The 26,003-nt window shown below is 72.8% G+C and carries 25 protein-coding genes; 14 read left to right on the top strand and 11 right to left on the bottom strand.

Annotated features, from left to right (window positions below):
• Window positions 1-77: 77 nt before the first annotated feature.
• Both ABFY07_RS09140 and ABFY07_RS09145 read right to left on the bottom strand, forming a co-directional pair.
• Entirely contained in the window at window positions 78-1,109 is a 1,032-nt protein-coding gene (locus ABFY07_RS09140) for an aldo/keto reductase (protein WP_346173962.1), read from the bottom strand.
• Window positions 1,110-1,116: 7 nt separating this feature from the next.
• Complete coding sequence (locus ABFY07_RS09145; protein ID WP_065958907.1) at window positions 1,117-1,569, bottom strand: MerR family transcriptional regulator; 453 nt, start codon at window positions 1,567-1,569, stop codon at window positions 1,117-1,119.
• A gap of 373 nt (window positions 1,570-1,942) precedes the next feature.
• Here ABFY07_RS09145 and ABFY07_RS09150 point away from each other — a divergent pair, with 373 nt between their 5' ends.
• Complete coding sequence (locus tag ABFY07_RS09150) at window positions 1,943-2,758, top strand: serine hydrolase domain-containing protein (RefSeq protein WP_346173963.1); 816 nt, start codon at window positions 1,943-1,945, stop codon at window positions 2,756-2,758.
• Window positions 2,759-2,799: 41 nt separating this feature from the next.
• Here the strand turns inward: ABFY07_RS09150 and ABFY07_RS09155 are convergent, their stop codons facing one another.
• Window positions 2,800-3,504: a pirin family protein gene (locus tag ABFY07_RS09155; protein ID WP_428836894.1), complete on the bottom strand. Its 705-nt coding sequence runs from the start codon at window positions 3,502-3,504 to the stop codon at window positions 2,800-2,802.
• A gap of 48 nt (window positions 3,505-3,552) precedes the next feature.
• Here ABFY07_RS09155 and ABFY07_RS09160 point away from each other — a divergent pair, with 48 nt between their 5' ends.
• The 5 genes from ABFY07_RS09160 to fabF all read left to right on the top strand — a co-directional run bounded on the left by ABFY07_RS09160 (window position 3,553) and on the right by fabF (window position 8,506).
• On the top strand, window positions 3,553-4,737 hold the full coding sequence (locus ABFY07_RS09160) for a PucR family transcriptional regulator (protein ID WP_346173965.1): 1,185 nt from the start codon (window positions 3,553-3,555) through the stop codon (window positions 4,735-4,737).
• An 89-nt stretch (window positions 4,738-4,826) separates the two neighbouring features.
• Window positions 4,827-5,828 (top strand): ACP S-malonyltransferase, encoded by a 1,002-nt coding sequence (locus tag ABFY07_RS09165; protein ID WP_346173966.1) that lies wholly within the window; start codon window positions 4,827-4,829, stop codon window positions 5,826-5,828.
• Between the two features lie 13 nt (window positions 5,829-5,841).
• Complete coding sequence (locus ABFY07_RS09170) at window positions 5,842-6,852, top strand: ketoacyl-ACP synthase III (protein ID WP_346173967.1); 1,011 nt, start codon at window positions 5,842-5,844, stop codon at window positions 6,850-6,852.
• Window positions 6,853-6,926: 74 nt separating this feature from the next.
• Window positions 6,927-7,175: an acyl carrier protein gene (locus ABFY07_RS09175; protein ID WP_065958912.1), complete on the top strand. Its 249-nt coding sequence runs from the start codon at window positions 6,927-6,929 to the stop codon at window positions 7,173-7,175.
• A 68-nt stretch (window positions 7,176-7,243) separates the two neighbouring features.
• Window positions 7,244-8,506 carry a beta-ketoacyl-ACP synthase II gene (gene fabF / locus ABFY07_RS09180; protein ID WP_346173968.1) on the top strand — a complete coding sequence of 421 codons (1,263 nt, stop codon included), beginning with the start codon at window positions 7,244-7,246 and terminating at the stop codon, window positions 8,504-8,506.
• Between the two features lie 144 nt (window positions 8,507-8,650).
• On the opposite strand, the gene ABFY07_RS09185 is transcribed toward fabF, so the two are convergent.
• Both ABFY07_RS09185 and ABFY07_RS09190 read right to left on the bottom strand, forming a co-directional pair.
• Window positions 8,651-9,547 (bottom strand): NAD(P)-dependent oxidoreductase, encoded by an 897-nt coding sequence (locus ABFY07_RS09185; RefSeq protein ID WP_346173969.1) that lies wholly within the window; start codon window positions 9,545-9,547, stop codon window positions 8,651-8,653.
• A 47-nt stretch (window positions 9,548-9,594) separates the two neighbouring features.
• The gene (locus ABFY07_RS09190) at window positions 9,595-10,089 is read right to left on the bottom strand and encodes a DUF3145 domain-containing protein (RefSeq protein ID WP_065958915.1); all 495 of its coding nucleotides are present in this window, start codon (window positions 10,087-10,089) and stop codon (window positions 9,595-9,597) included.
• Between the two features lie 326 nt (window positions 10,090-10,415).
• Between ABFY07_RS09190 and ABFY07_RS09195 the strand changes: the two genes are divergently transcribed.
• Window positions 10,416-11,384, top strand: coding sequence for an SGNH/GDSL hydrolase family protein (locus ABFY07_RS09195; RefSeq protein ID WP_346173970.1), 969 nt, complete (start codon window positions 10,416-10,418; stop codon window positions 11,382-11,384).
• A gap of 90 nt (window positions 11,385-11,474) precedes the next feature.
• Here the strand turns inward: ABFY07_RS09195 and ABFY07_RS09200 are convergent, their stop codons facing one another.
• Window positions 11,475-13,958, bottom strand: a complete 2,484-nt coding sequence (locus ABFY07_RS09200) for a glycoside hydrolase family 3 protein (RefSeq protein WP_346174040.1) — start codon at window positions 13,956-13,958, stop codon at window positions 11,475-11,477.
• 234 nt (window positions 13,959-14,192) lie between these two features.
• Between ABFY07_RS09200 and ABFY07_RS09205 the strand changes: the two genes are divergently transcribed.
• Window positions 14,193-14,816 carry a TetR/AcrR family transcriptional regulator gene (locus ABFY07_RS09205; protein WP_346173971.1) on the top strand — a complete coding sequence of 208 codons (624 nt, stop codon included), beginning with the start codon at window positions 14,193-14,195 and terminating at the stop codon, window positions 14,814-14,816.
• 6 nt (window positions 14,817-14,822) lie between these two features.
• Here ABFY07_RS09205 and ABFY07_RS09210 read toward each other — a convergent pair whose 3' ends face one another.
• Window positions 14,823-16,052 carry an IPT/TIG domain-containing protein gene (locus ABFY07_RS09210; RefSeq protein ID WP_346173972.1) on the bottom strand — a complete coding sequence of 410 codons (1,230 nt, stop codon included), beginning with the start codon at window positions 16,050-16,052 and terminating at the stop codon, window positions 14,823-14,825.
• The gene (locus tag ABFY07_RS09215; protein ID WP_346173973.1) at window positions 16,049-16,222 is read right to left on the bottom strand and encodes a YncE family protein; all 174 of its coding nucleotides are present in this window, start codon (window positions 16,220-16,222) and stop codon (window positions 16,049-16,051) included. The genes ABFY07_RS09210 and ABFY07_RS09215 overlap by 4 nt, the downstream gene beginning before the upstream one ends.
• 469 nt (window positions 16,223-16,691) lie before the next feature.
• On the opposite strand from ABFY07_RS09215, the gene ABFY07_RS09220 reads away from it, so the two are divergent.
• Both ABFY07_RS09220 and ABFY07_RS09225 read left to right on the top strand, forming a co-directional pair.
• Window positions 16,692-17,429: an IPT/TIG domain-containing protein gene (locus ABFY07_RS09220; RefSeq protein WP_346173974.1), complete on the top strand. Its 738-nt coding sequence runs from the start codon at window positions 16,692-16,694 to the stop codon at window positions 17,427-17,429.
• 144 nt (window positions 17,430-17,573) lie between these two features.
• Window positions 17,574-19,145 (top strand): beta strand repeat-containing protein, encoded by a 1,572-nt coding sequence (locus ABFY07_RS09225; RefSeq protein ID WP_346173975.1) that lies wholly within the window; start codon window positions 17,574-17,576, stop codon window positions 19,143-19,145.
• Between the two features lie 36 nt (window positions 19,146-19,181).
• Here ABFY07_RS09225 and ABFY07_RS09230 read toward each other — a convergent pair whose 3' ends face one another.
• Window positions 19,182-20,555 (bottom strand): alpha/beta hydrolase family protein, encoded by a 1,374-nt coding sequence (locus ABFY07_RS09230; protein ID WP_346173976.1) that lies wholly within the window; start codon window positions 20,553-20,555, stop codon window positions 19,182-19,184.
• Window positions 20,556-20,677: 122 nt separating this feature from the next.
• Here ABFY07_RS09230 and ABFY07_RS09235 point away from each other — a divergent pair, with 122 nt between their 5' ends.
• The gene (locus ABFY07_RS09235) at window positions 20,678-21,424 is read left to right on the top strand and encodes a DUF4232 domain-containing protein (protein ID WP_346173977.1); all 747 of its coding nucleotides are present in this window, start codon (window positions 20,678-20,680) and stop codon (window positions 21,422-21,424) included.
• 320 nt (window positions 21,425-21,744) lie between these two features.
• Window positions 21,745-22,581, top strand: coding sequence for a hypothetical protein (locus ABFY07_RS09240; protein ID WP_346173978.1), 837 nt, complete (start codon window positions 21,745-21,747; stop codon window positions 22,579-22,581).
• 9 nt (window positions 22,582-22,590) lie between these two features.
• On the opposite strand, the gene ABFY07_RS09245 is transcribed toward ABFY07_RS09240, so the two are convergent.
• Together ABFY07_RS09245 and ABFY07_RS09250 are read right to left on the bottom strand one after the other, a co-directional pair.
• Window positions 22,591-23,124, bottom strand: a complete 534-nt coding sequence (locus tag ABFY07_RS09245; RefSeq protein WP_346173979.1) for a DUF3515 family protein — start codon at window positions 23,122-23,124, stop codon at window positions 22,591-22,593.
• A gap of 101 nt (window positions 23,125-23,225) precedes the next feature.
• Window positions 23,226-23,489, bottom strand: coding sequence for a DUF6011 domain-containing protein (locus tag ABFY07_RS09250; protein ID WP_346173980.1), 264 nt, complete (start codon window positions 23,487-23,489; stop codon window positions 23,226-23,228).
• Between the two features lie 113 nt (window positions 23,490-23,602).
• Here ABFY07_RS09250 and ABFY07_RS09255 point away from each other — a divergent pair, with 113 nt between their 5' ends.
• Both ABFY07_RS09255 and ABFY07_RS09260 read left to right on the top strand, forming a co-directional pair.
• On the top strand, window positions 23,603-24,532 hold the full coding sequence (locus tag ABFY07_RS09255; RefSeq protein ID WP_346174041.1) for a LysR family transcriptional regulator: 930 nt from the start codon (window positions 23,603-23,605) through the stop codon (window positions 24,530-24,532).
• 291 nt (window positions 24,533-24,823) lie between these two features.
• The gene (locus ABFY07_RS09260) at window positions 24,824-25,987 is read left to right on the top strand and encodes a mandelate racemase/muconate lactonizing enzyme family protein (protein WP_346173981.1); all 1,164 of its coding nucleotides are present in this window, start codon (window positions 24,824-24,826) and stop codon (window positions 25,985-25,987) included.
• The last annotated feature ends 16 nt before the right edge of the window (window positions 25,988-26,003 follow it).

The following is a 26,003-nucleotide window of genomic DNA, read 5'->3' on the forward strand; positions in this document are numbered from 1 at the left end:
TGATCCTAAGCGGTGCCGATCACAAAGGGAACGTTTGTTCGTGATTCAAGGGTTCACCACTCCCGGCCGCGCATTCGCTACTCCCGGCCCGCGCTGGTGAAGGTCATGTCCTCGTAGCGGTCCCCCGCGACCCGGCCCGCGATCGGCTCCAGCGCGGCCAGCTCCTCCTGGCTCAGCTCGATCCGCGTCGCCGCCGTGTTCTCCTCCAGGCGGCGCCGGCTGCGCGTGCCCGGGATGGGCACCACGGCCAGGCCCTCGTGGACCCGCGCCCGCTGCTGCACCCACGCCAGCGCGATCTGCGCGAGCGTCGCCCCGTGGGCCTCGGCGACCTTCCGCACGGGCTCCAGCAGGGCCGCGTTGGCCGCCGCGTTGTCGCCCGTGAAGCGGGGCTGCCGGCGGCGGAAGTCGTCGCTGGGCAGTTCCCGGTCGGCGTTGGCGAACGACCCGGTCAGGAAGCCTCGGCCGAGCGGCGAGTAGGGCACGAAGGCGACGCCCAGCTCGCGCGCCGCGCCGACCACCCCCTGCTCGACGTCCCTGCTGAACAGCGACCACTCCGACTGCACCGCCGCGATCGGGTGCACCGCGTGCGCGGCGCGCAGCTCGCCGCCGGTGACCTCGCTGAGCCCGAGGTGCCTCACCTTGCCCTCGGCCACCAGCTCGGCCATGGCGCCGACGCTCTCCTCCAGCGGCACGTCGGGGTTGCGCCGGTGCATGTAGTAGAGGTCCACATGGTCGACACCGAGGCGGCGCAGGCTGTTCTCGATGGCCTCGCGGATGTACGGGGCGTCGTTGCGGATCACGGTCCGCCCGTAGGGGTCGTCCGGCGAGCGCACGATGGAGAACTTGGTCGCCAGCACCACCCGGTCCCGGTTGGCCCGGACGAAGGGGGCCAGGAACTCCTCGTTGGCGCCGAGGCCGTAGACGTCGGCGGTGTCGAGGAGGGTGACACCCAGCTCCAGGGCCCGCTCCAGCGTGGCCCGCGCCTCCGCCTCGTCCGTCGGTCCGTAAGCCCAGCTCATGCCCATGCAGCCCAGGCCCTGCACCCCGACTTGGGGGCCGTCGGTGCCCAGCGCGACGGTGTCGAGCTTCTCGCTGTCCGCGGTGGTCATATGGTGTTCAGGCCCTCTCCGCCGAGCGTCGGGCGCCGGCGTAAATCTCGATCTTGAAGTCGAGGACGTGCAGGGTGTCCTGCAGCTCGGCGATCCGCTCCCGCACGTTCTCCCGGTGGGCGGTCAGCAGCGCCTCGCGCTCGCTGAAGGTGTGCTCGCCCTCGCGCACCAGCTCGGCGTAGCGGACCATGTCGGCGACCGGCATCCCGGTCAGCCGGAGCTTGCCCACCAGCTCCAGCCAGTCGAGGTCGCGGTTGGAGAAGCGGCGCTGGCCGGTGTGGGTGCGGTCCACGTGCGGCATCAGCCCGATCCGCTCGTACCAGCGCAGGGTGTGCGCCGAGAGCCCGGTGTGGGCGGCGACCTCGCTGATCGTGTAGCGGTCCTGCCCGGTGGGCCGGGGGTGGGTGACCCGCCCCGCACACGTCCGCACCTTCACCGGCGCGCTCTCCAACACGGTCATGCCGCTCCACCTCTCGCCGTCGCTGATCCGTAAAGCCTCACGACGTCCTCAACGCTATTGACTTGGAGTGCACTCCAAGCAAGCCCAGATTTGAGGAATTCTTGGCTCCCCTTCCCGGGGTCCGGCCGCCGGCGGCCCTTGGCCAAGCGGCCCCGGGGAAGTAGGGGTGGGTTCCCGCGTCGTCTGGTGCGGTGCATCGCAAGGCGGAGGATCGCCCTCGTACTGGGCGCTGCGGTCGATATGCCGCTGCCGCGGCGTGGCGGGCGACTCCGACAACGCAGCCGGGGGCACCTCCCAGCGGTAGCTGGGGGCGCCGTGCCAGGCGGCGCGGGGGCCTGCCTCTACTTCCCCGGGGTCGCTTAGGCTCTGGACCATGGAGAGCCTGCGGATGATCGAGAACTGGCCGGTGTCCACGGCGGCCGCCGCCGTCGTGCGCGCGGACGGCACGGTGGCCGGATCGTACGGCCCCGCCGACCATCGCTTCCCCCTCGCCTCGGTCACCAAGCCGCTGGCCGCGTACGCCGCGCTGGTCGCCGTCGAGGAGGGCGCGGTCGAGCTGGACGAGCCGGCCGGACCCGAGGGGTCCACGGTCCGCCACCTGCTGGCCCACACCTCCGGGCTCGCCTTCGACGAGCACCGCTCCGCCGCCGCGCCCGGCACCCGCCGGCTGTACTCCAACGCCGGGTTCGAGGTGCTGGGCGACCACATCGCCAAGGCCACGGACATCCCCTTCGCCGAGTATCTGCGCCAGGCGGTGCTGGAGCCGCTGGGCATGGCCTCGACCGAGCTGTCCGGCTCCCCCGCCAAGGACGGCGTGTCCACCGTCGCCGACCTGACCCGCTTCGCGGCCGAGCTGCAGGCCCCGCGGCTGCTGGCCGACCGGACGCTGGCGGAGGCCACCGCCGTCGCCTTCCCCGGGCTGGGCGGGGTGCTGCCCGGCTACGGCCACCAGCGGCCCAACGACTGGGGGCTCGGCCTCGAGATACGCGACGGGAAGTCCCCGCACTGGACGGGCGCCGCGTCCTCACCCCGCACGTTCGGGCATTTCGGGCAGTCCGGGACGTTCCTATGGGTGGACCCGGACGCGCGGGCGGCCTGTGTGGCCCTGACGGACCGGGCCTTCGGCCCCTGGGCGATCGAGGCCTGGCCCGCGCTGACCGACGCGGTCCTCGCCGAGCTGCGCGCCTGAGCCGCGCCCGGCAGCCGCGCCCGACAGCCCGGCGCGGCCCGTCAGCCGTACGAGGGCTCCGCGCGCATCGCCCACACCAGCAGCTCCGCCGGGGTCAGGGCGTGGGCCGCCAGGTCCCGGCCATCGGTGATCCGCGCCGCGTCCCCCGCCGTCAGCGTGTGGCCGGCGAGACGTATCTCACCCCGCACCACATGGGCGTACACCCAGGGCGCGGCGGGCAGCGCCACCCGCTCCCCGGCGGCCGGCCGCCGCACGGCGAGCGCGGCCCCCGCCCGCTCCAGGGCGTACGGCTCGGCCGGCCCACGGTCCGCGACGCCCCGCACCACCTCGTACGCGGGCTCGGCGCCCGCCTCCGCCGAGGTGAAGCCGGGGGCCGGGGCCAGCCACATCTGCAGGAACGTCAGCGGCTCGCGGCCCTCGTTGCGCTCGCTGTGCCGCACCCCGCCGCCCGCGCTGAGCCGCTGCAGCTCGCCGGGGCGCACCACGGTGCGGCCGCCGGTGGAGTCCTCGTGGGTGAGCTCCCCCTCGACCACCCAGGTGACGATCTCCAGGTCGCGGTGCGGGTGCTCCGCGAAGCCCGCGCCCGGGGCCAGCCGCTCCTCGTTGCAGGCCACGAGTGATCCGAATCGCGCATTTTCCGGGTCGTAATACCCAGAAAAGGAAAAGGCGTGGCGCGTCTCGATGCCTGCCCCGTCTCCGCCCCGATACCGTTCACCGGCCCGCTGTACCCAGATCACCCGGACCACGGTACCCACACCCACGACCCCGTCACCCGATAAGGCAGTCTTGTCCTCGTGCCAGAACCAGCCGCGAACAGCCCTCATCCGCACAGCGCCACCCTGCGCCGCCTGGAGAAGTCCTCCGGGAAGCTCGCAGCGAGCGCCATCGCCCGCATGGACGAGCAGCTGCCGTGGTACCGCGCGATGCCGCCGGAGAACCGGTCCTGGATCGGGCTGGTCGCCCAGGCGGGCATCGCGGCGTTCACCGAGTGGTTCCGGCACCCCGAGGCCCCGCAGGCCATCAGCACCGATGTGTTCGGCACCGCGCCGCGCGAGCTGACCCGCGCGATCACGCTGCGGCAGACCGTCGAGATGGTCCGCACCACGATCGAGGTCATGGAGTCCGCGATCGACGAGGTAGCGGCCCCCGGCGACGAGTCGGTGCTGCGCGAGGCGCTGCTGGTGTACGCGCGGGAGATCGCCTTCGCCACGGCACAGGTGTACGCGCAGGCGGCGGAGGCCCGGGGCGCGTGGGACGCCCGGCTCGAGTCGCTGGTGGTCAACGCGGTGCTGTCCGGGGAGGCCGACGAGGGGGCGCTGTCCCGGGCCGCGGCCCTGGGCTGGAACTCGCCGGAGCATGTGTGCGTGGTGCTGGGCACCGCGCCCGACGGGGACAGCGAGCTGACCGTGGAGGCGATCCGGCGCGCCGCCCGCCACGCCAAGCTGCAGGTGCTCACCGGTGTCCTCGGCGACCGGCTGGTGGTGGTCGCGGGCGGCTCCGACAATCCGCTCCAGACGGCGAAGGCGCTGATCGGGCCGTTCGCGGCGGGCCCTGTGGTGGCGGGCCCGGTGGTCTCCGACCTGCTGGCCGCGACCAAGTCCGCCGCGGCCGCCGCGGCCGGGCTGAAGGCGTGCACCGCCTGGCCGGACGCGCCGCGGCCGGTGCTCGCGGACGATCTGCTGCCGGAGCGCGCGATGGCCGCGGACCCGGCGGCGCGTGAGCAGTTGGTGGAGGAGATCTACAGACCGCTGGAGGAAGCGGGCTCCGCCCTGCTGGAAACTCTGAGCGTATATCTGGAACAGGCAAGCAGTCTGGAAGGCGCGGCGCGCATGCTCTTCGTTCACCCCAACACCGTGCGCTACCGGCTACGACGTGTGACCGACGTCACCGGGTGGTCTCCCTCCGACGTGCGCTCGGCGTTTACTCTGCGCATAGCCCTGATCCTGGGGCGTCTGGCCGACGCGGACCCCCAGGCCTAGCTCTTTGTCGGAGTCCAACAATTCCCTTCACGGTTCTTCGTCCTTGTCCTCACGGGCGGGCGAGACCGACCACAAGAGAGAGTGTGAGGGTGCTCGTACTCGTCGCTCCCGGCCAGGGCGCCCAGAAGCCCGGCTTCCTGACCCCCTGGCTCGACCTCCCCGGTGTCACCGAACGGCTGACCTGGTGGTCCGCCGTATCCGGCCTGGATCTGATCCACTACGGCACCAAGGCCGACGAGGAGGAGATCCGGGACACCGCCGTGGCCCAGCCGCTGCTGGTGGCCGCGGCCCTCGTCTCCGCCCGGGCCCTGTTCCCCAAGGACGCCGCGGGCGCCGAGGGTGCCGGGAACTCCGCCGAGGGGCTCCCCGGGAGCGCCCGGGCCGTGCTCGGCGCGACGGCCGGCCACAGCGTCGGTGAGATCGCGGCGGCCGCGGTCGCCGGGGTGCTGACCGAGGAGACCGCCATGGTGCTGGTCCGCCGCCGCGGGCTGGCCATGGCGGAGGCCGCGGCCCAGGCCGAGACCGGCATGTCCGCGGTGCTCGGCGGCGAACAGGACGACGTGGTCGCCCATCTGACCAAGCTCGGGCTGACCCCGGCGAACGTCAACGGCGCGGGCCAGATCGTGGCGGCCGGAACCGCCGAGCAGTTGGCCGCGCTGGCCGCCGACAAGCCCGAAGGGGTGCGCCGGGTGGTTCCGCTGGCGGTGGCCGGCGCCTTCCACACCGACCATATGGCCCCGGCGGTCTCGGCCCTGGACACCCTGGTCGCGGGTGCCCCCTTCGCTGACCCGCGCCTCCCCTACGTCTCCAACCGGGACGGACACGTCGTCAACTCCGGCGCCGAGATCGCCCAGCGCCTGGTCGCCCAGGTGTCCAACCCGGTCCGCTGGGACCTGTGCATGGAGACCTTCCAGCGGCTGGGCGCCACCGCGATCATCGAGGTGGCGCCGGGCGGCACGCTCGTCGGCATCGCCAAGCGCGCCCTGCCGGGCGTCAAGACGCTGGCCCTCAAGACTCCCGACGACCTCGAGGCGGCCCGTGCGCTGATCGCCGAGCACGCTGTTCCGGTCGCCGACACCCCGGCCGAATAGGAGCTCCCAGAGCATGACCGCGAAGATCAAGCCCACCAAGGGCGCCCCGTACGCGCGCATCCTCGGTGTCGGCGGCTACCGTCCGCACCGCGTGGTCCCCAACGAGGAGATCCTCAAGCACATCGACTCCTCCGACGAGTGGATCCGCAGCCGCTCGGGGATCGCCACGCGGCACTGGGCCGGGCCGGACGAGACGGTGGCCACCATGTCCGTCGAGGCGGGCGGAAAGGCCATCGCCGCGGCGGGTCTGACGCCGGAGCAGATCGGCGGCGTGGTCGTCGCGACCGTCTCGCACTTCAAGCAGACTCCGGCGGTGGCCACCGAGATCGCCCACCGGCTCGGCGCGGGCAAGCCGGCCGCCTTCGACATCTCGGCGGGCTGCGCGGGCTTCGGCTACGGCCTGACCCTCGCCAAGGGCATGGTCACCGACGGCACCGCCGAGTACGTGCTGGTCGTCGGCGTGGAGCGGCTCTCGGACCTGACGGACCTGGAGGACCGCGCGACCGCCTTCCTGTTCGGCGACGGCGCGGGCGCCGTGGTCGTCGGCCCGTCCGAGGAGCCCGCGATGGGCCCGACCGTCTGGGGCTCGGAGGGCGACAAGTCCGACACCATCACCCAGACGCTGCCGTGGGACGTGTACCGCGACGAGAAGGCCGCCGAGGTGCGCTTCCCCGCGATCACCCAGGAGGGCCAGTCGGTCTTCCGCTGGGCGGTCTACGAGATGGCCAAGGTCGCCCAGCAGGCCCTGGACGAGGCCGGGGTCAGCCCCCAGGACCTCGATGTCTTCATCCCCCATCAGGCCAACATGCGGATCATCGACTCGATGGTCAAAACCCTTGAGCTGCCGGAGCACGTCACGGTCGCCCGTGACGTGGAGACCACCGGCAACACCTCGGCCGCCTCCATCCCGCTCGCCATGGAGCGGCTGTTGGCGACCGGACAGGCGAAGAGCGGCGACACCGCGCTCGTCATCGGCTTCGGGGCGGGTCTCGTATACGCAGCGACGGTCGTTACCCTCCCTTAGTCAAGATCCCACGCAGCCCCGAACAGGTCGGACGCTGCGCACTCACCGCAAACACCCGAAGAAGGAGCGCCGCAATGGCCGCCACTCAGGAAGAGATCGTCGAGGGTCTCGCCGAGATCGTCAACGAGATCGCCGGTATCCCGACCGAGGACGTCCTGCTGGAGAAGTCCTTCACGGACGACCTGGACGTCGACTCGCTGTCCATGGTCGAGGTCGTCGTCGCCGCCGAGGAGCGCTTCGACGTGAAGATCCCGGACGACGACGTCAAGAACCTCAAGACCGTCGGCGACGCCGCCGACTACATCCTCAAGCACCAGGGCTGAGTCCGAGCGCTTGTCGCCACCCGAGCGGTGGCGGGTCCAGCACCTTCAACACGTGGAATAGGAATCCTGTGAGCTCGACCAATCGCACCGTGGTCGTCACCGGTGTTGGTGCCACGACGCCGCTGGGTGGCGACGCCTCCGCCACCTGGGAGGCACTGCTCGCCGGTCGTTCCGGCGTACGCCTCCTCGACGAGGACTGGGCGGCCGACCTGCCCGTGCGCATCGCCGCGCGGATCGCGGTGGAGCCCGGTACCGTCATCCCCCGTCCGCAGGCCCGCAAGCTCGACCGCTCGGCGCAGTTCGCGCTGATCGCGGCCCGGGAGGCCTGGGCCGACGCCGGCTTCACCGCCCGGGCGGGCGAGGACCCGACAGTCGACCCCGACCGTCTTGGCGCGGTCGTGGCCTCCGGCATCGGCGGTGTGACCACCCTCCTCGACCAGTACGACGTGCTGCGCGAGAAGGGCGTCCGCAAGGTGTCCCCGCACACCGTGCCGATGCTCATGCCCAACAGCCCGGCGGCCAACGTCGGCCTGGAGGTGGGCGCCCGCGCCGGTGTCCACACCCCGGTCAGCGCCTGCGCGTCGGGCGCCGAGGCCATCGGTTACGCCATCGAGATGATCCGCACCGGCCGCGCCGACGTGGTGGTCGCGGGCGGCACCGAGGCGTCCATCCACCCGCTGCCCATCGTGGCCTTCGGCAACATGATGGCGATGTCGAAGAACAACGAGGACCCGCAGGGCGCCTCGCGTCCGTTCGACACCGGCCGCAACGGCTTCGTGATGGGCGAGGGGTCCGGCGTCATCGTCCTGGAGTCGGCCGAGCACGCCGCCCGGCGCGGCGCGCGGGTCTACGCCGAGGCCATCGGCCAGGGCATCTCGGCCGACGCGCACCACATCACCCAGCCCGAGCCCTCCGGGAACGGCATCGCCCACGCGCTGCAGAACCTGGTCGAGGCCACCGAACTCAAGCCGGCCGAGATCGCGCACGTCAACGCGCACGCGACCTCGACCCCGCAGGGCGATGTGGCGGAGCTGAAGGCGCTGCGCAAGGTCTTCGGCCACGACGTCGACCACATGGCGATCTCCGCCACCAAGTCGATGACCGGCCACCTGCTGGGCGGCGCGGGCGGTGTGGAGACGGTGGCCACCGTGCTGGCCCTGCACCACCGGCTGGCCCCGCCCACGATCAACCTCGACCACCTCGACCCGGAAGCGGACGGGGACATCGTGCGCGGCGAGCCCCGGCCCCTGCCGGCGGGCGCGATCGCGGCGCTCAACGACTCGTTCGGCTTCGGCGGCCACAACGTGGTGCTGGCCTTCCGGACGGTCTGATCCACCACCGGGGCTCCGCCCCGGACCCCGGCACACCTCAGGGTGCCCGCCGGGTCCGGGGCGGAGCCCCGCGTGTTGCCGCCGCGTGTTCCGGCCGCGTGTCTCACTCGCGTGTTCCGGCCGCCGCCTGCCGCAGCCGCGCGTTCAGCCGTCGAAGCTGGCGAAGTACGACGCGGCCATGTCCTGGTCGCCGTGCCCCTTCTCGGTGGCCCGCCGGAACCGCTCCGCGCCCGCGGCCGCCACATCCAGCCGCACCCCCGCGCGCTGCCCCGCCTCGACGATCAGCCGGGCGTCCTTCTCCGCGGTCCTGGTCGCGAAGCTGGCCTCCAGGTGGCCGCTGAGCAGCATCTCCGCCTTGGTCCGCAGATAGCCCATGTCCAGCGGCCCGCCCGCGACCACGTCCAGGAAGGCGCGCGGGTCCACGCCGAGCCCCTCCGCGAGGGCCAGCGCCTCGGCCGTGCCGTTCGTGACGGTGAGCACCCAGCTGTTGGCCACCAGCTTGAGCCGGCTGGCCGCGCCCTGCTCTCCGCTGTCGCCCACCCACAGGGTCCGGCTGCCGATCCCGTCGAAGACGGGGGCCAGGACGGTACGGGCCGGCTCGGGGCCGGCGGCCAGCACCACCAGCTGTCCGCTCTCGGCGGGCTGCTTGGTGCCCAGGACGGGGGCGTCGACGAAGACCAGTCCGCTCTCCCGGGCGAAGGCGGTGAGGTCGTCGAGTCCGCTGAGACCGGCGGTGGTGGACTGGGCCCACACCGTGCCGGGGCGCAGCCCGGGGGCGGCCTGGCGCATCGCGTCGAGGGTGGCCGGGCCGTCGTGGAGGATCGTCAGGACGACATCGGCGCCGTCCACGGCCTCGGCGGGGGTGTCGGTGACGCGGACACCGTGGGCGGCCAGTGGCTCGGCCTTGGCGCGGGTGCGGTTCCAGGCGCGGACCTCGAGCCCGGCCCCGGCGAGGTTGCGGGCCATGGGGAAGCCCATGGTGCCGGTGCCGAGGACGGCGACGGATCGGGCGGGACGGGGGGTGGGGAGGTTTTCGGTCATGCCCGCACGCTAGGGCTTCGAGCGAGCTCCAGGCCAAGCCGCGGGGTTCAGACCACCTGGTGGAGCCAGCGTACGGGCGCGCCCTCCCCCGCGTAGCGGAAGGGCTCCAGCTCGTCGTCCCAGGGCTTGCCGAGCAGCTTGGCGACCTCGGCCTGCAAGTCGCTCTCCCCGCGCGCCGAGCGCCCGAGCGCGGCGCGCAGCCGGTCCTCGGGGATCAGGATGTCGCCGTGCATGCCGGTGACCGCGTGGAAGATACCGAGGTCGGGAGTGGAGCTGTAGCGCTCGCCCTCGGCCGTGGCGCACGGTTCCGCGGTCACCTCGAAGCGCAGCAGGTGCCAGCCGCGGAGCGCGGAGGCCAGCTTGGAGGCGGTGCCGACCTCGCCCTGCCAGGAGAACTCGGCGCGCCATGTGCCGGGCGCGGCGGGCTGCTTGATCCAGTCGAGGGTGACGCGCACGCCGAGTACGCCCGCGATGGCCCATTCGACGTGTGGGCACAGCGCGCGCGGGGCGGAGTGAACGTACAGAACTCCACGTGTCGTCACCTGGGCCTCCTGTGCGGTTCGAGGTACGCCTTCCCCAGCGGCCTCGTGCCCGTACCGGTGACGCCCGGGACAGCACTAGACATTCTGCCCTAATGATCACCCTCGCACCAGCCCCGAGGTTACCTGCAGTGAAATTTTTTGGGCAGAATTCTTATGAAAACGGACAGTGTGTGACGCCGGGTAATGTGCCCGTACCGCAATGCTCCCGTTCCCGCCAGGGTGTGAGCGGGGCCGGCACGGGAAAACGCTACCGCGCGGTGCGTCCGGAGGAGTGACGTACCGTCGGTCCTGGACAGAATCACCCATCAGTCGGAGGGGGAACAGCCATGCGGGGCAGCGCAGCACGGCGGGGCCGGCCGTCTTTTGACGCCCGGTACGCCTTCGGCCCGGCCGCGTCGACGACCATCCGTACCACCGCGCGTGCCGCCGTCCGTACCGCTGTGGCGCTGCTCACCACGGGGGCCGTGCTCGCGTCGGCGGGCTGCCTCGGCGGCTCGGACGACGCCTCACATCCGGGCGGGCCCCGGGCGGGCAAGCGCCCCGCCGCCAAGCCCAGCATCCTGTGGAACACCCGGCCCGACTCCATCGCCTCGCTCGGCGACTCCATCACCCGCGGCTTCGACGCCTGCTCGGTGCTGGCCGACTGCCCCGAGGTGTCCTGGTCCACCGGCACGGAGGTGAACAGCCTCGCCCGCCGCCTGCTGCCCGCCGCCTCCCGCTCGACCGCGCGCAGCTGGAACTACGCCAAAACGGGCGCGGTGATGGCCGATCTGTCCGGCCAGCTCCAATCCGCGATCCCCCACAAGCCCGAGCTGGTGACCATCCTGATCGGCGCCAACGACGCCTGCCGGAGTTCGGTGGACGCCATGACGCCGACGGCCGAGTTCCGGGCCGACTTCAGCGCGGCGCTCAGGACGCTGCGCCAGGAGCTGCCCAAGGCCCAGGTGTACGTGGCCAGCGTGCCGGACCTGAAGCGGCTGTGGTCCGAGGGGCGCAAGAACGTGCTCGGCAAGCAGATCTGGAAGCTGGGGATCTGCCCGTCGATGCTGAAGGACTCCGACGCCACCGACCCGGCGTCGGTGGAGCGGCGCCGCCGGGTCGCGGACCGGGTGGAGGCGTACAACGGCGCGCTGAAGTCCGTCTGCGACCGGGACGCGCTGTGCCGCTACGACGGCGCGGTGCACGACTACCGCTTCTCGACGGACGAGTTGAGCAAATGGGACTGGTTCCACCCGAGCAAGCGCGGTCAGCAGCAACTGGCCGCCATGGCCTACCGCCGCATCACCACGCCATAGTCCCCGCGCGGGAGGTTGTGGTGAGTATGAGACGGCGACACGCCGTCGCGTCGGCGTGTCGCCGTCTCATACTCACCACAAATTGCTGCTTCAGACCACAGTCACCGGGGCGGACAGCCGGGGGTCGGCGATGCTGCGGGCCGCCTGGGCGGTGTACGTGCCGGGGACCAGCCGCCACGCGTGCGCGGCCTCGTCCCAGACCTCCGCGGCCCGGCGCGGCAGCGCGATGGCCACCCGGGCCCGCTCGCCCGGCCCGGCGGTCACCGAGGCGAAGCCCGCGAGGCGGCGCGCCGGCCGCTCCTCGCCGTCTCCCCCGGGCACCGCGAGATAGACCTGGACCACCTCACGGCCGGCCCGCGCCCCGGTGTTGCGGACCGAGACGGTGAGCGTGCCCAGGGTGTCGCCCGGCTCCGCGGACGGGGTGAACTCGGCCTCCTCGTAGGCCCATTCGGTGTAGCCGAGGCCGTGGCCGAACCAGTACGCGGGGGCCGGCGCGGCCTCCGGCCGCTCGGCGGCGCGCCGCTCCCACGCCCGGTAGCCGATGAACACGCCCTCGTCGTAGCCCAGCCGGCCGTCCGTCGGCCGGACCCGGCTCACCGGGGCGTCCGCCAGGCGGGCCGGCCAGGTGGTGGGCAGCCGCCCGCCGGGCTCCTCGGCGCCGAGCAGGACGTCCGCGAGCGCCGCGCCCGCCTCCTGACCCGGGAACCAGCTCAGCAGCACCGCCGCGACGTCCTCGCGCCAGGGCATCTCCACGGGCGAGCCCGCGTTGACGACCACGACGGTCGGGGTTCCGGTCGCGGCGACGCGCCGCACCAGCTCGTCCTGACGGCCCGGCAGCCGCAGGTCGGCGCGGTCGAAGCCCTCGCTCTCGACGCGCTCGGTCGTCGCGACCACCACCACGGCGGCCTCGGCGGCTCCGGCCGCCGCCACCGCCTCCTCGATCAGCTCGTCCGCGTCGCGCTCGGGAGCGCGGTGCATCAGGCTCACGCACACCGCCTGCAGGGGCGCGTCCTCGAGCTTGACGACCCGGCAGGTCAGGCCGACCCGTACCGGCAGTCCGGCCGTCAGCTCGACGGTCCCGCGCGGGGCGGGCTCGCCGAAGAACGCCTCGAAGGGGTCGCGCGCGTCCGCCGTGTCCTGCGCCCCCTCGAAGAGCACCGCGTCGCCCACGGACAGCCGGAAGCCACCCAGGCCCCGGGTGCCGAAGGCGTGCGGGCCGCTCTCGCGCGGGGTGAAGGTGCCGGTGATCTCGACGGTGTGCAGCTCCTCGTACGTCACCCCCTCCGGCAGGTCGCCGAGCCACCGCACCTCGCCGCTCGGCAGGCTCGACTCCCCCAGCACCCGCCCGTCCCCGTCGCGCACGACGGCGCGCAGCTCGAACCCCTGGGCGGCCGGGGTCAGCTCGTCGGTGGGGTCGGCCCCGACGGCGTACGTGAGCACGCCCGGCGGCAGCGCCTCGCGCAGCCCCTCCAGCGGGGAGACGACGCGCTCGGGGAAGACCTGGGCCGAGCCGCCGCCGAGCACCCGGGCGTCGCGGGCGGCCGCGCCGAGCAGCGCCACGCCCGTCACCCGGGTGGGGTCCAGCGGCAGGGTTGGACGGCCGTCGGGCCCGGGCTCGTTGCGCAGCAGCACGAAGGAGCGGTGGGCGATCTCGCGGGCCAGCGCCGGGCCGCCGCCGTCGCCGAGGGGTTCCGGCCGGTCGGCGACCGGCACCGCCGGGCCCACGCCCTCCAGGGCCCCGACGCGGGCGGCGAGCCGGAGCACCCGGCGCACCGCCTCGTCCACGTCGGCCTCGGCGACCCGACCGGCCCGTACGGCGGCGGCCAGCGCCTCGCCGTAGACGGTGCGCGGGCCGGGCATGGCGGCGTCGAGCCCGCCGAGCAGGGCCCCTACGGTGTCCCGGGCGGCCAGCCAGTCGGACACGATGAACCCGTCGAACCCCCACTCGCCGCGCAGCACCCCCTGCTGCAGCTCGCGGTGCTCGGTCATCGTGGAGCCGTTCACCCCGTTGTAGGCGGCCATGACGCCCCAGGGGCGGGCGTTCTTGACGATGGCTTCGAAGGGGGCGAGGTACAGCTCGCGCAGCGCCCGCGCGCCGACCCGGTTGTCGACGGTGAAGCGCTCGGTCTCGGCGTCGTTGGCGACGAAGTGCTTGACGGTCGTGCCCACCCCGCCCTCCTGGACGCCGGTCACGTAGCCGGTGCCGATCTCGCCGGTGAGGTACGGGTCCTCGCTGTACGCCTCGAAGTGGCGGCCGCCCAGCGGCGAGCGGTGCAGGTTCACGGTCGGCGCCAGCAGCACGTGCACGCCCTTGCGGCGCGCTTCCTGGGCGAGGAGGTGGCCGGCGCGGCGGGCGAGGGCGGGGTCCCAGGTCGCGGCCAGCGCGGTGGGGCTGGGCAGGGCGATGGAGGGGTCGTCGGCGGTCCAGTGCACGCCGCGCACGCCGATCGGGCCGTCCGACATGACCAGCGACCGCAGCCCGATCTCCGGGACGGCGGGCAGCGACCACATGTCCTGACCGGAGAGCAACCGCGCCTTGGTGTCCAGGTCGAGCTTGCCGAGCGCGTTCTCCACGGCGTCCACGGCGCCACCTCCTCGTCGTCATGCCCGTTGGCTCAGGCCATGGTGGCCCGGCCGCCCGCGCTTCCCTGTAAGCCGGTAGGTATAGTTACCCTTTCGTTATGCAACCCCGTGGGGGCGGCGCGGGCGCGGGGATGTCGTACGGTCGGCGAGCGGCGGACGAGCGTCCAAGGCGGACGGCGTTCAAGGCGGCGTTCAGGACGGCGAGCGGGAAGGGCGGAGACGGCGATGGCCGAACGGACGCGGAGCGGCGGGGGCGACGGCACCAGACACGGCGCGCGCGGCGAGGAGCGGCGCGCCGAGATCGTCCGCCGCGCGCTCGAGGTGATCGCCGAGCGGGGCTACCGCGGCGCCACCCTGGGCGCGGTCGCCGAGCGCGTCGGCCTCACCCAGCAGGGCCTGCTCCACTACTTCCCCACCAAGGAAGCGCTGCTGGTCGCGGTGCTCGACGAGCGCGACCAGTGGGACACCGGCTCCACCCGGCCCACCGCCTCGGGCGGCTGGCCGCTGGACCTGCTCGCCTCGCTGGTGGAGTACAACGCCATGCGGCCGGGCGTCGTGCAGACCTTCTCCGCCCTCCTCGGCGAGAGCGTCACCGACGACCATCCGGCCCGCGAGTTCTTCACCCGCCGCTACGAGCGGGTGCGCGCCGAGATGGCGGCCACGCTGCGCGGCGAGTTCGGCGACCGGCTGCCCGGAGGGCTCACCCCCGAGGAGGCCGCGCCGCTGCTGGTCGCGGTGATGGACGGGCTGCAGTACCAGTGGCTGCACGACCCGGAGGGCGTGGACATGCCCGCCGCCTTCCGATCCTTCCTCACCCTGCTGGGCCGGTCGGCCGCGCCGCGCGGCTGACGGCCGCTACGCGTAGGTGTAGGACAGCATGTTGGAAGGCCCGCCCGGTGTGATCACCTGGACCTGGGCGTCCCCCGGCCCGGCCGCCGCCGGGGCGATCACGGTGATCTGGCTGTCGGAGTCCACCGTGGGGAACATCCGCGTGGTGCCGAATCTCACCTCGGTGGTGGTGCTGAGGTAACGGCCGGTCATCACCACGGTGTTGCCCCCCGCCACCGGGCCGGTGGAGGGCGACAGGGCGGTCAGGAGGGGCGGGGGGATGTAGTAGAAGTGGCCGAGGGGGCCCGTTCCGCCGGGCGTGGTCACCGTCACCGTCACCGCCCCGGTGCCCGCGGGGGTCACCGCCGTGATGGTGTTGTCGTCCAGCACGGTGAAGCTCCTGGCCTGCCGGGAGCCGAACCTCACGGTGGTGGCGCCGGTGAAGTAGTGGCCGGTGATGGTCACGGTGGTGCCGCCGCCGATCGGGCCCTGGTCGAGCACGACACCGGGCGGGGAGCGGAACACGCTGACCGAGTCGCCGCCGTTGTCGACCACGTACACGTACCGGCTGTCGGGGGTGACCGCGAGCCAGTTGGGCACGTTGAAGCCCGGCACGGTGGCCGTGACGGCGTCGGTGGCGATGTTGACGACCTGTACGGAGCTGGTGCCGTCCACGCTCACATAGGCGCGCCCGCCGGCGGGGGCGGCCGCCACGAAGAACGGGATGGACATTCCGCCGATCGTCCTGACGACGGTGTTGCTGTAGGTGCTGACGACGGACACCGTGTTGCCGCCGTAGTCGGTCACGTACAGGCGCAGGCCGTCGGGCGTGAACGCCAGGCCCCGGGGCAGGTCGAAACCGGTGATGGTGGTCAGCACGGTGTCGGTGGCGGTGTCGATGGCGCTGACCGTGTCCCCGCCGAAGTTGCTCACATAGGCGCGGGTGGCGTCGGAGGTGATGAGGACGTTGTACGGTCTGGTGCCGACGGGCACGGTCGCCACCACGGCGCGGGTGGCGGTGTCGACTTTCAGGACCGTGTCCGTCCCCTGGCTGACCACGTACGCGAACTGGCCGCCCGGCGCGAAGTCGATACCGACCGGGCTGGTGACGCCGCCGATGGTGGCGACCACCGTGTTCGTCGCGGTGTCGATGACGCCGACCGTGCCGGCGCCGAAGTCGCCGACGTAGACCTGGGTCCCGTCCGGGGACACCGCGATGCCCCAGGGGCCGGCGCCGGTCGTGACCGTGGCGGTCACGGTCCGGCGGTGTCGATGACACTGACCGTGCCCGAGCCGAAGTTGGTGACATAGGCGTGGGCGCCGTCGGGTGCCATCGCGATGCCGATGGGGCCGAGGCCGACGGGTATCCGGGTCAGCGGATCGGCCGACGGGGCGGGTGCCTGCGGCGCCGTCGCGGGGAGTGACATGAGAGCTCCTTCCGCGCGGCTCCGCTGTGTCCGGCACGGCCCGCGCAGAGACACCCCCCTTTTCTTCTCCTGATCACAAGAATTGCAGCAGCCGGTGGCCGACCGGTGAAGGGGTTATCGCCACCTGTCGAGGCACTACGGCGTGGAATTCCCCCGGGCGTCGCCTTTTCATACAGTCATATTCACCCCCACGGGTATTGTATGCGCCCTTCTCACCCGATCGAGTATTTCGTTCAATCGATCCAGAGAGGTGGCCGTCTCGTGGCGATACCGGCTGCAAGCCACGGTCGCGAGCCTCGATCCGCCGGCAACGAGGTCCCCCATCCCCCTCTCGTCCAGCGGTTTCCCCATCCACGGGCGCAAGCGGGCCCGCAGGGGTCCGGCTCGGCAGCTCCGCGATCCATGGCCACGGAGACGCCCTCGCCGCCCGGCCCCGGGGACATGCCGCACCCCACAAAAGGAGCCCCCCATGGCAACACTCAACCCCACCCAAGGCCCCTCGTCGGGCGGAAACTCGGTCGTCATCACCGGCACCAATTTCACCGGCGCGACGAGCGTGAAATTCGGCAACAAGTCCGCGAGTTTCACCGTCAACTCCCCGACCCAGATCACCGCCACCGCCCCCTCCGGCAGCGGCGTGGTGGGCGTGACGGTGACCACCCCCGGCGGCACCACCAGCCCCGTCAACTACTTCTACGTCCCGCAGCCGATCAAGACGACCCTCAGCAATACCTCGGGCCCGCTGGCCGGCGCGACCACCACCATCTCCGGCGCCAACCTGTCCACCGCCTCGTCGGTAAGCTTCGGCACCGTCGGCTCGGCCACCCCGACCGTGGTGAACGACAACACCATCACGGTCACGGCCCCGACCTCCGGCACCGCCCAGACGGTGCCGATCACCGTCACCACGAAGGGCGGCTCCACCAACGGGCTGTTCTTCTCGTACGTGGGCGCGCCCACCACGACCGGCATCGATCCGGCGAGCGGCCCCGAGGCCGGCGGCACCGCGAGCACCATCACCGGCACCGGGCTCAGCGACACCACGAGCGTGACCTACGGCACCGCCTCGGCCGCCTTCGTGGTCAACAGCGACAGCCAGCTCATCGCGTACGCCCCGCCCGGCACCGGGACGGTCACCGTCAACGTGACCACCCCCGGCGGCACCGACTCCACCCAGACCTTCACCTACGTGCCCCCGCCCACCTGATCGGCTCCCCGGGGCGGGAGGCGGCCCTGCCGCCTCCCGCCCCTCGCCGCGCGCTCCCCACCCTCATCCCGCCATTCCCTCAGGCACACCGCGACCCCGACCCGGATCCACGCCTCCGACCACGGAGACGAGAAAGGCGCAGCCGTGCCCACGCCACCCGCCCCCTCGTCCCGGCCACCCGCCGCCGACCCCGAGGCCGCCGCCCGGACCGATGCCCGCGCCGTCGCGGCCGCGCCCGTGGTGTCCTCGGTCAGCCCCAGCAGCGGACCGGCCGGCACGGCGGTCGTCATCACCGGCAGCGGACTCACCGGGGCCACCCAAGTCAGGTTCGGCACCGCCCTGTCCTCCTTCACCGTGGTCTCCGACACGCAGATCAACGCGACCGTGCCGACGGGCAGCGGCACCGTGCAGATCACCGTCACCACGCCGAACGGCACCAGCACCCAGAACGTCACCTTCACCTACGCCACGGCGACGGCCCCGACCCTCACCTCGCTCAACCCGGCCTCCGGACCGACGGGCGCCGGCAACACCGTCGTCCTCACCGGCACCGGATTCACCGGCGCCACCCAGGTGCTCTTCGGCACCACCCCGGCCCCCTCCTTCACCGTCAACTCCCCCACCCAGATCACCGCCACCGCCCCGGCCGGCAGCGGCAGCGTGCAGGTGAAGGTCACCACCCCCGGCGGCAGCAGCAACACGCTCACGTACACCTACGTCAGCGGCCCGGCCATCAGCTCGCTGTCCCCGTCCGCGGGGCCGCAGGCCGGCGGCAACACGGTCCTCATCACCGGGACCAACCTGGCCAACACCACCTCCGTACACTTCGGCACCACCTCGGTCGCCTTCACCGTGCTCTCCAGCACCCAGGTGTCCGCGGCCGCCCCGCCCGGGACCGGCTCGGTCAACGTCAACGTCACCACCCCCGGCGGCACCAGCAACAACCTGACCTACACCTACTCCGCCATCCCCACGGTCGGCACGGTCAGCCCCGGCCAGGGCCCGACCGCCGGCGGCAACACCGTGATGATCACCGGCACCGGCTTCAGCGGCGCCACCCAGGTGTTGTTCGGGACCACCCCGGCCCCCTCCTTCACCGTCAACTCCCCCACCCAGATCACCGCCACCGCCCCGGCCGGGGTGGCCGGGGCGGTGGCGGTGAACGTGGTCACCCCGGGCGGCACCAGCAGTCCGGGCGCGTTCTACTTCTATGTGGCACCGCCCGCGCTGACCTCCCTGTCCCCGCCCAGCGGACCGGCGAACGGGGGCAACACGGTGGTGATCAACGGCTTGAGCCTCACCCTCACCACCGCCGTGCACATCGGCGCCGCGTCGGTGCCCTTCACCGTCCTGAACGACAGCCAGGTCTCCTTCGCGGCACCGCCCGGCACCAGCACCGCCAACGTCAACGTCACCACCCCCGGCGGCACCAGCAACAACCTGACCTACGCCTATGTGGCGGCCCCGGCCCTCTCCGGTCTCAACCCGAACCTGGGCCCGGAGAGCGGCGGCACGGTCGTGACGGTCACCGGGACCAACCTGGCCACCACCACCTCCGTCCACTTCGGCGCCGTCTCGGCCGCGTACACGGTGCTCTCCGACACCCAGCTCACCGCGGTCGCCCCGCCCGGCACCGGCACCGCGAACGTCAACGTCACGGCCACCGGCGGCACCAGCAACAACCTGACCTTCACCTACGTGCCCCCGCCGGGATGAGGCCTCGCACCCGTCGGACCCCGACGGTGCCTCGCGCTAGCCGATGAACCGCACGTCCGGGTGGCGCGGCGAGGGCCCGTCCAGCAGCGGCCGGTGCAGCCCCCGCAGATGCCGGTCGAAGAAGGCGGTGAGGTAGGCCCGCCGGCTCGCCGTGAAGCGGGCCGGGTCCACGGTGCCGATCATCTGCTTCTGGAACCCCTCCGGCAGCGCGAGGTGCTCGGCGAGCGCGGGGAGAACGGTCTCGTAGTCGGTGAACGCGTTGTGCTCCGCCTCCCTCACCCACAGGTCGCGCTTCCAGCCCGTGGAGTTCTGCCACAGCGCCCGCCAGGACGGCGAGTGCTCGTGGGTGTGCGGCACCCGTTCCGACGTGGTCGTCAGCCACGCCCCCATCAGCAGGAACGGCCTGTCCAGCCCGCTGTGCGCGACCGGCAGCAACTGGTCGGGGTCGGACCAGTCGTAGCCGAGCGGCCCGTCCAGGTTGGCCCCGGCCCGGATCCGGCGGTCGAGCCGCATGGCCTCCGCCGTCGCCATGCCCCCGAGCGAGTGCCCGAACATGCCGACCCGCGCCATGTCCAGCGCCGCGCCCAGCCCGCTGGGCAGCCGCCGCCCCTCGGCGTCGGGGTTGCCGCCGCGCGCCAGCACCTCCAGCCGGTCCAGCACGAAGCGGACATCGGCCACCCGCACCTCCAGCGCCGCCTTGTTGCGCTCGGCCACCGGCTCGATCCTGCCGATCTCCGGCGACGGCTCGACGACCCGCCCGTCGGGGAACTCCACGGCGTGCGCCTCGTACGTGGGATCGACCGTCACCACGACATAGCCCTGCCCGGCCAGCTCCACCACCGCGCCGGTGTCCAGCGTGCGCTCGTTGTACATCCCGGGCGAGTACAGCACGACGGGCCTGCGCCCCAGGCCGCGCGCCACGGCCGCCCCCTCGCGGGCGTGGGTGGGGAACCCGCCCCAGTCGACGGCCCCGTGCTCCACCCTCAGGATCCGCTCGGCGCCCGCCCCGAACACCTCCGCGGCGCCCGGCCGCATGTAGGGCGCCTGCGCGGCGTCCGTGCCCCCGCCGGCGTCCGTGCCCGCGTCCTTCCGCGCGGGGTACCACACGCTCACCATGAGTTCCCGCGCCCCGGGCCCCCACCGCTCCTCGCGCCCCTGGTCCACCAGGTGCAGCTCGGTCATCCCCACCGGGTACGGGCCCGTGGGCGCCGGCAACTCGACCCGCAGGCCGCCCTCGGCCCGCCCCTTCCCCTTACGGCCCGCCTGGCCCTTCCCCCGGCCGTCCCCGGAGGACACCGCCCCGGAAGCGACGGTGGCGGAGGCGAGGGTCACGGCGGCGCCCGTGGCGGCCAGCCCGCCGAGCAGTTGACGCCGTGACAGCCGGGACACGGCGGAAGTCTTGAATCGCATGCCCAGACCCTCCCGCGCCACCGCGCCCCCGCCCCACTGTCGAACGCCAGGCGCGCGTCTTACTTTCGTCGGGTTCCCGGCCCACCCCTCGAACTCGTGGTCGAGCGTGCGAGGATGCCGACATGACCACACTTGGCCGTACGAGCGCGAGACCCGCCGACCCGGACCCGGTCGGACGGCCGGGATCCACGCTCCCCCGCCTGGCCGCCCTCGGCACGACGGCGGCCCTGCTCGGCCTCCTCGCCGCCTGCGGCACCAAGCCCGCCTCCGAGACCGCCGGGGCACCCGCCCCGCCCCCCGCCCCCTCCCGCCCCGTCCAAGCCGAGGAACTCCCCAAGGACCTTCCCAGCTACGGCGAGCTGCCGACCCCCACCCCCGCCACGCCGCCCCCCTGCCCAAGGTCCGGGGTGGTCGTCCAGGGGGAGGAGCCGGGCGCCGCGATGGGCCTGCGCGTCATGTCCCTGAAGCTGACCAACTGCGGCAAGCGCCCCTACACGGTGAAGGGCTACCCGACCGTCCGCGTCCTGGACGGGGACGGAAAGCCCCTGGACATCCGCGTGGCACACGGGTCCGCCGGCATCGCCACCCTCGACGACTTCGACGCGGCGCCCCGACAGGTGACCCTGCGCCCCGGCCAGACGGCGGTGGCGGGCCTGGCGTGGCGCAACACCGTGACCGACGCGACGAACCCGGCCGTCAACGGAGAGGCGCTGGACGTGGCCCCGGCCGAGGGGAGCCCCCGGCAGACCGTGACCGAACTGATCGACCTCGGCAACACCGGCAAGCTGGGCGTCAGCCCCTGGCGCGCCCTCGCCAAGCCCGCCGAGACCCCCGCGCCCCGCCCGAGCGCCCCGGCCACCCCACGGTGAGCCCCACGCGGAACGGGTAGCCAACGGCCGTCGGCTACCCTCCCCGCTCGGTCCGCCGCTCAGTCGCCGTCGAGCTCGATGTCGATGCCCATGTCCTCCAGGGCGTCCTCCAGCTCGTCCAGCACCTCGTGGACTACATCGTCCTGGTCATCGGCCACGGTGGTGGTCCGCCTTTCTCACAAGAAACACACGCGGGCCCCGCGGCTGCGAGGCCGCCCGCATCATATGCAAACCCCCTGGCCACCAACGACGTTGGCGCACCCCTCCGCGCCACCGGCCGACGCGGTCGGCACGGCCGGCGCGGCTGACACCATGGGCGCATGTCGAACATCTTCACCGACGCCATCCGGGTCTACGCCCGCCCCGACGACCGCATCACCGGTGTCGAGGCACAGTGGATCACCTGGATGCTGCTCGGCCGCCACGGCTCGTACCACGTCCCGGTGGTGACCCGGCGCGGGCCGGAGGGGGCTTACGTCGACATCCAGTACGGCTCGGGCAAGAGCCCGGACATCGTGAACTTCAGCCAGGACCACGCCCCGTACCTCTACGGCTCCCTCTGGGGCCGGCACTACAACGAGGGCGGTGACCAGGACATCATCTGGCAGGGAGACGTCAACGACGGCCCGCACCGGTACTGCCGCTACGGATTCGACGAGGTGCGCGTGGCGACCACCACCGGCGACCGCCCGCCCGTCGGCCCCGAAGCCCCCTGGCGGCGCCACCCGGACGGCTCCTGGCGGCTGTCCGTCGCCGGCAGCTACCGCACCGGCAACTGCCGCTACGCCGACGTCGGCCCCATGGCCACGCCGACCACTCCCCTGCCCGACCCGCCGCCGGCTGCCCTGCCCACGCCCACCACCCCGAACGACGAAGGCGAGGCCCTCGCCGCCCTCCACCCCCACTGGCTCGCCCCGTTCGCCGACGACCACCCCGACGCCACCTGGATCGAATACCGCTGGCGGGGCCGCGTCGTCCACCGCGCCCGCGAGGAGGACGACTGGGACGGCCCCACCTGGCAGCACCGCTGCGCCGACGACTGGGACAACTGCCTGGACCCCGACTTCCTGCGGGCCACCGGCGCGACCGGCCTGCTCGCCCCGGACGAGGTCTACGAACGCGACCGCGAGGACTGGGAGAAGCGCGGCTCGCGCTGACGGCGGCGGTCAGTGCTCGTGCGACGGCCGAGCGCTTCCGCGTGGCACGTCGCTCAGAGACAGACACTTCCGGTCCTGCCGGATCGGCTTCACCGCCTTGCTCAGGTCCACCAGGACCGCGTCGAGTTCGGCGACCCGGTCGGAGACGAAGACCTCCACCGCCGGGTCCCGGCCGTAGGTGATGACGACCTTCCGGCCGTCCCCGGACGCGGTCTCCCGCACCACCCAGTCCACCCCGTTGACATTCACACACGGGTCGGGCGTCGGAACGGGCGGCACCGCCCCGCAGCGCGACACCACCGCCCGGTCCCCCCACACGGCGACCCCGGCCGCCCCTCCCGGCGCCCGCTCCCGGCCGGCCAGGTCGTCGGGGTACCCCTTCTCGATCCGCGCGCACTCCGGTGCGTCGCCCCGGGGCGCCGCCGCCACGCCGTACGCGGGCGAGGTCACCACGCGGGCCACGTACACGCCGGCGACCACCAGCCCGGCAGCGGCCACCCCCACGGCGACGCGCGCCCTCCGAGAACGAGGGACCAACCTCACGAACCCGCTCCTCAGCCCCGCCGGCCGGCCCTCCACCGGCCCTTGCGGATCATCGTCCCACCGGCACTCCGGCGGGCCGACGCCAGGGCGCACCGTCCGCGTCAGATCCCGGGCAGGGTGTCCTGCTCGACGTCGTGCGCGGGCGGCTTCGGGGCGCCGCGCACCGCCAGCTTGGCCCGGCACTCGTCCCCCAGCCCCCACAGCCGCGCCTCCCGCCCCCGCAAGGGGCGCCCGCACATACGGCAGGTGACGCGGCGACGGGCGGGGAGCGGCTCCTCGCCGAGGCCGGGGAGCGCGGCGGGCGGCGCGGTGGGTGGCGTGGCGGACGGCGCGGTGGGGTCGTTGGTCGGGTCGTCGGTGGTCATGGCTCCGGTGTACCACCTCGGCCGGCGCCGACCACAGCCGGCGTGCGAACGCCCGCGAGGGACCGGTTTCGCTATGTGAAGATGCCCGAGAAGGCATGAGCGAAGGGTGGACCGTGGATCTGCTGCAGTTGCGCTACTTCCAGGTGGTCGCCCGCCACGAACACATCAGCCGCGCCGCGGAGGAGCTGCGCGTCGCCCAGCCTTCGCTCAGCCGCACCATCGCGCGCCTGGAGGCCGAGCTGGGCACCCCGCTCTTCGACCGCGAGGGCCGCCGTATCCGGCTGAACCAGTACGGAGCGATCTTCCTGCGCCATGCCGAGCGCGCCCTGAGCGAGCTGGACGACGGCCGCAGGGCCCTGCGCGACGCCCGCGACACCGGGCTGGGCCGGGTCAGCGTCGCCTCCGAGACCCTCCTGACGATCACCCATGCCCTCGGCAGTTTCCGTGCCGCCTACCCCCGCGCCGACGTTCGGCTCTACCAGTCGAACGCGGAGGACATGGCCCGCCAACTGCGGGCCGGAGAGGTGGACTTCTGTGTGGCCTCGCAGCCGCTGACCGGCAGCAACCTGGAGTCGATCCAGCTCGCCCGCGAGGAGGTGCTGCTCGCGGTCCCGCGCGGACACTGGCTCGACGGGCGGGAGAGCGTGACGATCCCCGAGATCGCCGACGAGCCGTTCGTCACCACACGCCCGGGCCACTGGCAGCGCGCGCTCCTGGACCGGCTGTTCGCGGCCGAGGGGCTCAGGCCACTGCTGTCGTGCGAAGGCGACGAACCGGCCTCCAGCCAGGACATGATCAGCGCGGGACTCGGCATCGGCCTCATCCCGGCGATGTCCCGCCAGACCGGTACGGACGCGATCGTCCCGGTCGCCTGGGTGCACCTGGACGCGCCCGGCTGCCACCGGGTGCTCACCCTGGTGTGGAACCGCGACACCTACCTGGCCGAAGCCGCCCTGAGGTTCAGGGAGTTCATCACCAGCAGGCCCTTCATGACCCACCGCCTGCCCCACCCGCGCGGCGGGCCTGACCACGACCCCGCATAGCGGCCCACCGGGTCTCGCCCCCACGCACGGGGACCCACGGAGCGCAAGAGGGACGCAGGGCCCGATCCGATATCCGTTCGACAACGAACCTGCGACCACCCCGCCCCGGCTCCCGCGCACGGCAGAAAATCAACAAAGTAGAAAATCATTCGACAACCGTTTCCCCCGACCATTGACACCCCTTACGCCCGGTGACTACCGTCACGCCAGGATTTCGAACGTGTGACGAAATATCGAACACGAACGGACTACCGACCCGGAACACGAACCATCGCGAAAGGGCAGACCGCCTTGCGCATCACCGGAATCAGCACGCATGTCGTCGGCACCCCATGGCGCAACCTGACCTACGTACAGGTGCACACCGACGAGGGCATCACCGGCGTCGGAGAGACCCGCATGCTCGGGCACACCGACGCGCTGCTCGGCTACCTCCGTGAGGCCGAGGCCAACCACATCGCCGGCTCGGACCCCTTCGCCGTGGAGGACCTGGTGCGGCGGATGAAGTACGGCGACTACGGCCGCGCGGGCGAGATCGTGATGTCGGGCATCGCCTGCGTCGAGATGGCCTGCTGGGACATCAAGGGCAAGGCGCTGGGCGTGCCCGTCTGGCAGCTCCTCGGCGGCAAGGTGACCGACAAGGTCAAGGCGTACGCCAACGGGTGGTATACGACCGAGCGGACGCCGGAGGCCTACCACAAGGCCGCCCAGGGGGTCATGGAGCGCGGCTACAAGGCGCTGAAGATCGACCCGTTCGGCACCGGCCACTTCGAGCTGGACCACAAGGAGACCCTGTACGCGGTCTCGCTCATCGAGGCCGTGCGGGACGCGATCGGCCCGGACGCCGAGCTGATGCTGGAGATGCACGGCCGCTTCTCCCCCGCCACCGCCGTCCGCCTGGCCAACGAGCTGGCCCCCTTCAAGCCGGCCTGGCTGGAGGAGCCGGTGCCGCCGGAGAACCTGAAGGCGCTGGAGAAGGTCGCGGCCAAGGTGGACATCCCGGTCGCCACCGGTGAGCGGATCCACGACCGCATCGAGTTCCGCGAGCTCTTCGAGAGCCAGGCCGTGGACATCATCCAGCCGGACGTCGGCCACATCGGCGGCATCTGGGAGACCCGCAAGCTGGCCGCCACCGCCGAGACCCACTACATGCTCGTCGCGCCGCACAACGTCGGCGGGTCCGTGCTCACCGCCGCCTCCCTCCAGGTCGGTTTCACCTCGCCCAACTTCAAGATCCTCGAGCACTTCAACGACTTCGCCGACGCGGAGATCAAGAAGGTGGTCAAGGGCGCCCCGCAGGTCGTGGACGGCTACTTCGAGCTTTCCGACGCCCCGGGCCTGGGCATCGAGCTGGACACCGACGCGGCCGCCGAGTTCCCGCAGCAGCAGGCCCGCTTCGACCTGTGGGCCGAGGGCTGGGAGAAGCGCGACCCCTCGGGGACCGGCCGCAAGTGACCACCGGCGGCGACGG

The sequence above is a fragment of the Streptomyces sparsogenes subsp. cuspidosporus genome (assembly GCF_039532705.1).
Taxonomy (GTDB): Bacteria; Actinomycetota; Actinomycetes; order Streptomycetales; family Streptomycetaceae; genus Streptomyces; species Streptomyces sparsogenes.

What these genes read in the sequence shown, in the direction of transcription:
- ABFY07_RS09220 (WP_346173974.1), top strand. Translation starts at nt 16,692, where the DNA reads ATGGCAACACTCAACCCCACCCAAGGCCCCTCGTCGGGCGGAAACTCG.
- ABFY07_RS09145 (WP_065958907.1), bottom strand. Translation starts at nt 1,569, where the DNA reads ATGACCGTGTTGGAGAGCGCGCCGGTGAAGGTGCGGACGTGTGCGGGG.
- ABFY07_RS09230 (WP_346173976.1), bottom strand. Translation starts at nt 20,555, where the DNA reads ATGCGATTCAAGACTTCCGCCGTGTCCCGGCTGTCACGGCGTCAACTG.
- ABFY07_RS09140 (WP_346173962.1), bottom strand. Translation starts at nt 1,109, where the DNA reads ATGACCACCGCGGACAGCGAGAAGCTCGACACCGTCGCGCTGGGCACC.
- ABFY07_RS09235 (WP_346173977.1), top strand. Translation starts at nt 20,678, where the DNA reads ATGACCACACTTGGCCGTACGAGCGCGAGACCCGCCGACCCGGACCCG.
- ABFY07_RS09150 (WP_346173963.1), top strand. Translation starts at nt 1,943, where the DNA reads ATGGAGAGCCTGCGGATGATCGAGAACTGGCCGGTGTCCACGGCGGCC.
- ABFY07_RS09240 (WP_346173978.1), top strand. Translation starts at nt 21,745, where the DNA reads ATGTCGAACATCTTCACCGACGCCATCCGGGTCTACGCCCGCCCCGAC.
- ABFY07_RS09185 (WP_346173969.1), bottom strand. Translation starts at nt 9,547, where the DNA reads ATGACCGAAAACCTCCCCACCCCCCGTCCCGCCCGATCCGTCGCCGTC.
- ABFY07_RS09175 (WP_065958912.1), top strand. Translation starts at nt 6,927, where the DNA reads ATGGCCGCCACTCAGGAAGAGATCGTCGAGGGTCTCGCCGAGATCGTC.
- ABFY07_RS09250 (WP_346173980.1), bottom strand. Translation starts at nt 23,489, where the DNA reads ATGACCACCGACGACCCGACCAACGACCCCACCGCGCCGTCCGCCACG.
- ABFY07_RS09215 (WP_346173973.1), bottom strand. Translation starts at nt 16,222, where the DNA reads ATGTCACTCCCCGCGACGGCGCCGCAGGCACCCGCCCCGTCGGCCGAT.
- ABFY07_RS09205 (WP_346173971.1), top strand. Translation starts at nt 14,193, where the DNA reads ATGGCCGAACGGACGCGGAGCGGCGGGGGCGACGGCACCAGACACGGC.
- ABFY07_RS09195 (WP_346173970.1), top strand. Translation starts at nt 10,416, where the DNA reads ATGCGGGGCAGCGCAGCACGGCGGGGCCGGCCGTCTTTTGACGCCCGG.
- ABFY07_RS09170 (WP_346173967.1), top strand. Translation starts at nt 5,842, where the DNA reads ATGACCGCGAAGATCAAGCCCACCAAGGGCGCCCCGTACGCGCGCATC.